Genomic DNA, 6,937 nt, shown 5'->3' with positions numbered 1-6,937 from the left:
CGTTTTCGGGGTTCACTTCACAAGTGACGGCGCTTTTTCTATGTAAGAGCAACTAGAAGATGTCCTTCTAGCCTACTCCCATTTATAAGTCCAAAATTGTTCAAGCTGCAGCCATTTTAATGTTGCTGCATCTTTGTTTTTTATTTTTGCATGCGTGTCTTCCAGCATTGCTTCTGTTTGTGAACGGTGCGCACCTAGTGCAGTTAATTTATGATCAAATACTTCACTAATGTTATTTACAACATCCGGTTCTCCTAATACCGCTTCACGATTTTTCGTAATCGCAACCGCATGAATAACCGGGCGCTCTTCTTTTGGCATACGTGATACAGCGCGAACGACAGCACGGCCAAATGCATTATGATCTGGATGTACACCGTGCTCTGGATAAAATGTAATAATTCGAGATGGATTTACTTCTTGAATGATTGCTTCAATTTTGTCAGCAACGAAATCAACATCTTCAAATTCTAACGTTTTATCATGGAAACCAAGCATTCTTAAATCTTTAATGCCCATCGCTTCACAAGCATCTTTCAATTCTTTCTCACGGATATTTGGAATCGTTTCACGGTTAGCGAATACGTTCTTACCCATGTTACGTCCCATTTGTCCTAGAGTACCACATGCATATGTTACAGGTACTCCTTGATCTGTTAATAAGCGAATTGTTCCTCCCGCAGCATATGCTTCATCATCTGGATGCGGAAATACAACAAGTACATGTCTCTCCATAAGTTTCCCTCCTTCTTACTTAAATGGTGTTAAGCTTAATTCAAGTGCAACTGCTAGGCGACCTAAATTATCATGTCCAGCTAGTAATAAACGCTCTTGACCGTCTACTTCCCAGTGCGTAATACCTTCAGCATATACCCAACCATGATCCATTTTCAGACCAACTCGGTATGGGTTCGTTCCAGTAATCTTCCCACGTTCAAAGCGAATAATCGCATTTCGAATGAAAGCACCAACTGTCATCATCTTTTCATTTATGTGTGATGCATATGCTCCGTTCGTCGTTTCTAAATGAATATATACATCTTTATTTACAAAACGTTCAATTTCATTTTGAATAAGAGAACTATCTTTTACTATTTCCATCGGAATTCACCTCTTTAAACCATTTTACGCAAAAATAATGTAAATTGCTATCTCTATATTAGAGGACAACGCTCACTTTTCCTAATAATTTGCACTGTGTTTTTTATATTTTTTATATGATATGTAAAAAATACATTTTTTCCTTCACTTCGTTAAATAGTTTTCTTTCTTTTTTGAATTTGCTACAATATATTTTATCCCGTATTATTGCAGCGAGATACATTTCGACAATTGAATACATACTTTAAAGAAGGTGACATGATTGGAACAATCAGCACATGAAGTAGCAAATTGGCAATATTATTTTGCAATTGCCGTATTTTTAATCACGTACGGATTTATTATTTCTGAGAAATTGAATCGTGCTGTAATCGCACTATTCGGTGCTGCTATTATGATTATTTTTGGAGTTGTAGATTTACATACTGCTTTCACATCACACATTCAATGGGAAACGATCACCCTTTTAATTGGGATGATGATTCTCGTACATATTACGAGTCAATCAGGTGTCTTTGAATTTGTGGCCATTAAAGCAGCAAAAGCAGCTGGCGGAAAACCGATTCGCATTTTATTATTACTATCCCTATTAACTGCCGTCGGTTCAGCATTTTTGGATAACGTAACGACCGTTTTATTAATCGTTCCCGTTACACTATCCATTACACGTATTTTAAAAGTAAATCCTGTTCCTTATTTGATTTCAGAAGTGCTATTTTCAAATATAGGCGGAACAGCAACATTAATTGGTGATCCACCGAACATTATGATTGGATCAGCAAACAAGCATTTAGACTTTAACGCCTTTTTACTGAACTTAGCTCCAATCGTAATTATTATTTCTATCGTTACACTTGGCATTATTTACTTCATGTATCGTAACAAATTAAAAACAACACCTGAGCAAATCGAAAAACTAATGGCGTTAAACGAAAAAGATTATATTAAAGATCAAAGCCTTCTTTTAAAATCCATTTCGATTTTAGGACTAACTATTTTAGGCTTCGTACTTCATTCTATTATTCATGTAGACGCTGCTGTTATCGCGATGACAGGCGCTACACTTCTTATGTTAATCGGCGTGAAAGAACATGAAATAGAAGATATATTTGCCCACGTTGAATGGGTAACAATTTTCTTCTTCGCCGGACTATTCGTTCTCGTTGGCGGATTAATTGATATCGGACTTATTTCTTCACTTGCAAAAGAAGTTATCGACGTAACAAATGGTGACATCGGTTTCGCTTCTATACTTATTTTATGGGTATCAGGCATCGCATCTGCAACTATCGACAACATTCCATTTGTCGCAACAATGATCCCGCTTATTCAAGATTTAGCTACAGGACTCGGACTACCTACCGATTCCCCGCAAATTGAAGTACTATGGTGGGCGTTATCTCTTGGAGCTTGTTTAGGAGGAAACGGAACGTTAATTGGAGCATCAGCAAACGTAGTCGTTGCTGGTATTGCAAAACGTGAAGGACATGGCTTCTCTTATATGGACTTCTTAAAAATTGGTTTACCATTAACTATTGTTGCACTCTTGTTATCACATGCTTATATATATTTACGTTATTTAATGTAGAGATTATATTGCATGAAATGATATCGTCAAATACAAAAGGTTTGCAGCACTATTCTGCAAACCTTTTTTCATCACCAAAATATACCGATAATTGCTAATCCACCTAAAATTATACCACCAATTTGTCCGATAATTGCTGGTGATAATTGAACACCTTTTCTCACCTCAACGACCGGTCTTTCATGCCTTAGTTGCTGTACTTCACTTTGTAGTTGATGTACACTTCCATGTAATTCTTTAATTAGTTCCTTTAATTCAGCGACCTCTTCATTTACTGGTTTTGCTTTTTCTAAGTTCATCTCACATGACTCCTTATAAGTTCAATCAGTACACTGTAAATTTTCGCCAATTACCATTATATCTCCTGCATACTACATATATAATTTTGAATATACTTTCTAACCTTGCAGCTCTATCCATTCATCTCTCAATATCCCCATAATGATACGATCAAAATACTTCCCATCTCGTTGCACCGCTTCTCTCATACAACCTTCCATCTGAAACCCCATCTTTTTATACAACCTAATAGCAGATTTATTATAAGAAATAACATCCAGGCCTACGCGGTGCAAATTCAATTCATAGAAAGCATATTTTAAGATAAGATGGATCGCTTCTTTTCCATATCCCTTCCCTCTATCATTCGCATCTCCTATACCAATTGCTAATAAACCCGCTCTGTTATTCCACTCTATGCCATGAATCGCCACAAAACCAATTAAGCGATCATCTTGGACTGTTCTTAACATGAAAGAAACACTATTCGATCTCCGTCCTTTTAATAGCCCATCACTTGCTATTTCTTGTATCGATTGCGGGAATGCTACATCTGTATCTATATTTCTTAAATACTCACTATCTTCTTGCCACATAGCCATTACTTCCGCATCTGTTTCTTTAATAGCTGATAATTTAATCGTTTTATTTTGAAAAAGATTCATTGTCAGTTCAAACTCCCCCTTTTTAAAATAACAGGGATACTTATTTTAGCCTATTTATCCCCTCGTTCCATATACTGTTGCCAAAACGGGACACTTACAATAAGCGCTGACATTGGCCCATCTCCTCTATACTAAATTAACATTATTGTATAATTTTTTATTTATTCTAACAATAATAATTACAAAAAGACCCTCCAAATTTAGAGGGTCTTCCCTAATAGAAAAACTGTATTATTTCGTAAACATTTTCTCCGCTTCATCCATTGCCATTTTGTTACCTAAAGCAGAATAGTCAAGCCATGGTTGGTCATTGATAATGTATATGTGCTTGCCTTTAACAGCTTTTAAATCTTTCCAAATTGGTGTTTCTTGTAATTGTTTAAATGCTGCTTTTGCCTTATCATCTCTATTTACAACAACAAAAATAGCATCTGCATCAAAGTCAGGTAATACTTCTTGTGAAATGACTTCGAAAGGACGGTTTCCATCGATTTTCTCTACACCATTTGCAGCCTGTAATCCTAAGTCTTGGAATAAAATTGGTCCCATTGGCCTTTTCGTACTAAATACACGTAATTCTTTTGCAGTAACGCGAATTGCCATTACTTTTTCGTTATTACCTAACTCTTTATCTATTAAACCTTTTACTCGTTTTGATTGCTCTTCATAATCTTGAATATATTTATCCGCTTCTTTCTCACGGTTTACAAGTTTACCAACTTGCTTTAATTGATCTCTCCACGTACCTTCATCTAAATTGAAAGAATGTGTTTTTGCAATCTTTTCGTATTTCGCTACATCTTTACCAGCATATTTTTCATCAACATAAATGTCAGTTGGCTTCAATTGAAGTAACGCTTCCATATTCGGATCTGTTACAACACCAAGTTTCTTCGTATCTTTCAACTGCTCTTTAGCGTGTGGCAAGAAATCTTTTAAATCTCCACCAATAACAGAACCTACCGGTGTAATTCCTAATGCAAGTAAATTATTCGTTAAGTGAATAGACATGGAAGCAATTTTTGGATCATTACCTTTTTCCGTTTTGTTCGTTGCCTCTTCATTAGCTTTCGTTTGACCACATGCTGCTAATACTAAAATACACATCATGCTAAATAAAATAGTAAGTTTCTTTTTCATATGTTCTCCTCTTTGAAGTGTTTATTTTGTTTTTGTAAGTAAATAAAGAAAATAAGGTGCTCCTAAAGCGGCAACTACTACACCAGCCGGAATAGAGTTCGGCTCAAATATAGAACGACCTATCGTATCTGCTAGTACTAAAATAATCATTCCAATAATGCCAGCTAAAGGAAGGAAGTGTTGATAGGTAGTACCTACTAACTTTCTTGCGATATGTGGAGCAACTAGGCCGATAAACCCAATCCCTCCTGCCATTGATACACTTGCGCAAGATAATCCAACCGCTGTAGCTAAAAGTAGTAACCGTTCTCTTGGAACAGAAACACCAAGTCCTGCTGCTACACTATCACCTAATGACAGTGCGTTTAACGTTTTAGATTTTAGCCATGCATACGGGGTTAGTACAAAAATCCAAGGTAATAATGCTAGCACATGAACCCAATCTCTCCCCCACACGTTACCAACTAACCATCTAGAAGCGAATGTGTATGTCTCATCATTTAACTTGAGCGAGAAAAATAATGAAATCGCACTAAAGCCAGCTGAAACTGCAATACCTACGAGAATAAGTCTAATAGGAAGCAAACCTTTTGACCGATCACTCGCAAGTAAAATAATAAGAAATGCAGCTAATACCCCTCCGCCAAATGTAAATAACGGTATTAAAATAGATGCACTCTCATTAATAGAATGAAAGAGAGTAACGAATACAATCAGACCGAAAGATGCACCTGAATGCAGTCCAAGAATACCAGGATCGGCCAGCGCATTGCGAGATAGCCCTTGCAAAATCGCACCAGAAATCCCAAGGCCAATACCGGCTAGCATTGTGATTATAATTCTTGGCATACGGTAGTCGTATAGCACGGTTGCACTCTCAAAATCACCATAACCAAAAAGTGTTTGAATTACTTTAAGTGGCGCTATACTCAGTGTCCCTGTATTTAAACTAATTAAAATTACAGCGATACTTACACATCCGAATATTGTAGTTACAGTAATAGCTCTCTTTTTATCCGAGTTAAAAAGACCCTTCACTTATAACTCCCTCCCAACTTTACGTGCTATATAGAGGAAGAACGGGACTCCAACAAGAGCTACCATAATTCCTATCGCAAGTTCCTTAGGAGGGTTTACTGTTCTTGCCCCTAAATCAGCTACAACTAATAACATAGCTCCTAATAACGCTGACATAGGAATAATGAGTCTATAATTAACACCAACTAATTTTCTAGCAATATGCGGGATAACTAGTCCTACAAACCCAATTGAACCAACAGCTGAAACAGAAACACCTGCCAGAATAACTACTATAATCATCCCTAGTATTCTCGTTCGATTCGTTTTTACACCTAAGTTCGTAGCGACATCATCCCCCATTGATATGAGTGAAATAGATCTCCCTAGCATTGTCGCGAAAACAATCGTTATAAGAATAATAGGTACTAAGAATTTCAAGTGTTCCCACTTAACCCCTGCAACACCACCAGCGTACCAAAACGCTAAATCTTGGCTTAAATCATAATAAATCGCTATACCTGAACTTAATGAATGTAAAAGCGCTGCCATAACCGCTCCAGCAATCGTTAACCTCATTGGTGTTAACCCGCCTGATGTTGCTGATCCGATAATAAAAATGATTACTGTACTTAAAACAGCTCCAATAAAGGAGACAATCATTAAATAGGCATACGGCATATGCGGGAAAAAAGCAAAACTAAGTGCTACTACAAACATCGCACCCGCATTTATTCCGAGTACACCTGCATCAGCTAAAGGATTTCGTGTTACCCCTTGCATAACAGCACCAGCAACCGCAAAAGCTGCCCCTACAACTGCCGCTCCAATTACTCTCGGAAGCCTTAAATCATAAATAATTTGATGCTGCGTTAATTTCGGATTGTAATCAAAAACCGCTGCCCACACCGTTTGTAAATGGATATCCTTTGCACCAAATGCAATGGCTAAAAATATAGATCCAATTAAACATAAAATTATTAAGCTCATGAAACATATGAACTTAATATGTATCCAGCGACCAGCATGTACAGTAGACTTATGTAACATGTTTCATTTCATCCTTTATATTCAGTTGTTTTTTATAATTATTTTTTATTTATAATCATTATTGATAATAATTANNTAATTATCATTTTCATTTAGA

8 protein-coding genes are annotated in these 6,937 nt (G+C 36.6%); 1 reads left to right on the top strand and 7 read right to left on the bottom strand.

What is annotated here, in order from left to right:
* Positions 1-72 precede the first annotated feature (72 nt).
* On the bottom strand, positions 73-735 hold the full coding sequence (gene bshB2, locus COK05_RS01515) for a bacillithiol biosynthesis deacetylase BshB2 (protein ID WP_000439487.1): 663 nt from the start codon (positions 733-735) through the stop codon (positions 73-75).
* Positions 736-750: 15 nt separating this feature from the next.
* Positions 751-1,101, bottom strand: a complete 351-nt coding sequence (locus COK05_RS01510) for a YojF family protein (protein ID WP_000407046.1) — start codon at positions 1,099-1,101, stop codon at positions 751-753.
* A 262-nt stretch (positions 1,102-1,363) separates the two neighbouring features.
* Here COK05_RS01510 and COK05_RS01505 point away from each other — a divergent pair, with 262 nt between their 5' ends.
* Positions 1,364-2,689 (top strand): ArsB/NhaD family transporter, encoded by a 1,326-nt coding sequence (locus COK05_RS01505; RefSeq protein WP_098611189.1) that lies wholly within the window; start codon positions 1,364-1,366, stop codon positions 2,687-2,689.
* Positions 2,690-2,760: 71 nt separating this feature from the next.
* On the opposite strand, the gene COK05_RS01500 is transcribed toward COK05_RS01505, so the two are convergent.
* From COK05_RS01500 to COK05_RS01480, 5 genes are all read right to left on the bottom strand, one after another.
* Entirely contained in the window at positions 2,761-2,988 is a 228-nt protein-coding gene (locus COK05_RS01500) for a hypothetical protein (protein WP_002172778.1), read from the bottom strand.
* A gap of 99 nt (positions 2,989-3,087) precedes the next feature.
* Entirely contained in the window at positions 3,088-3,639 is a 552-nt protein-coding gene (locus tag COK05_RS01495; RefSeq protein WP_098611188.1) for a GNAT family N-acetyltransferase, read from the bottom strand.
* A 225-nt stretch (positions 3,640-3,864) separates the two neighbouring features.
* A complete protein-coding gene (locus COK05_RS01490; RefSeq protein ID WP_098611187.1) occupies positions 3,865-4,773 on the bottom strand; it encodes an iron-hydroxamate ABC transporter substrate-binding protein in 909 nt (302 codons plus the stop codon).
* Positions 4,774-4,794: 21 nt separating this feature from the next.
* Positions 4,795-5,811: a FecCD family ABC transporter permease gene (locus tag COK05_RS01485; RefSeq protein WP_098611186.1), complete on the bottom strand. Its 1,017-nt coding sequence runs from the start codon at positions 5,809-5,811 to the stop codon at positions 4,795-4,797.
* Entirely contained in the window at positions 5,812-6,840 is a 1,029-nt protein-coding gene (locus COK05_RS01480) for a FecCD family ABC transporter permease (protein ID WP_098611185.1), read from the bottom strand.
* Positions 6,841-6,937 lie beyond the last annotated feature (97 nt).

The sequence above is a fragment of the Bacillus cereus genome, assembly GCF_002567495.1.
In the GTDB taxonomy this organism is placed as follows: domain Bacteria; phylum Bacillota; class Bacilli; order Bacillales; family Bacillaceae_G; genus Bacillus_A; species Bacillus_A cereus_AQ.
Note: the sequence above shows the minus strand (reverse complement) of the source record. Positions and strands in the feature narration are given on the sequence as shown.

Coding starts and splice junctions, on each gene's coding strand:
- bshB2 (WP_000439487.1), bottom strand. CDS start 735: ATGGAGAGACATGTACTTGTTGTATTTCCGCATCCAGATGATGAAGCA.
- COK05_RS01510 (WP_000407046.1), bottom strand. CDS start 1,101: ATGGAAATAGTAAAAGATAGTTCTCTTATTCAAAATGAAATTGAACGT.
- COK05_RS01500 (WP_002172778.1), bottom strand. CDS start 2,988: ATGAACTTAGAAAAAGCAAAACCAGTAAATGAAGAGGTCGCTGAATTA.
- COK05_RS01490 (WP_098611187.1), bottom strand. CDS start 4,773: ATGAAAAAGAAACTTACTATTTTATTTAGCATGATGTGTATTTTAGTA.
- COK05_RS01480 (WP_098611185.1), bottom strand. CDS start 6,840: ATGTTACATAAGTCTACTGTACATGCTGGTCGCTGGATACATATTAAG.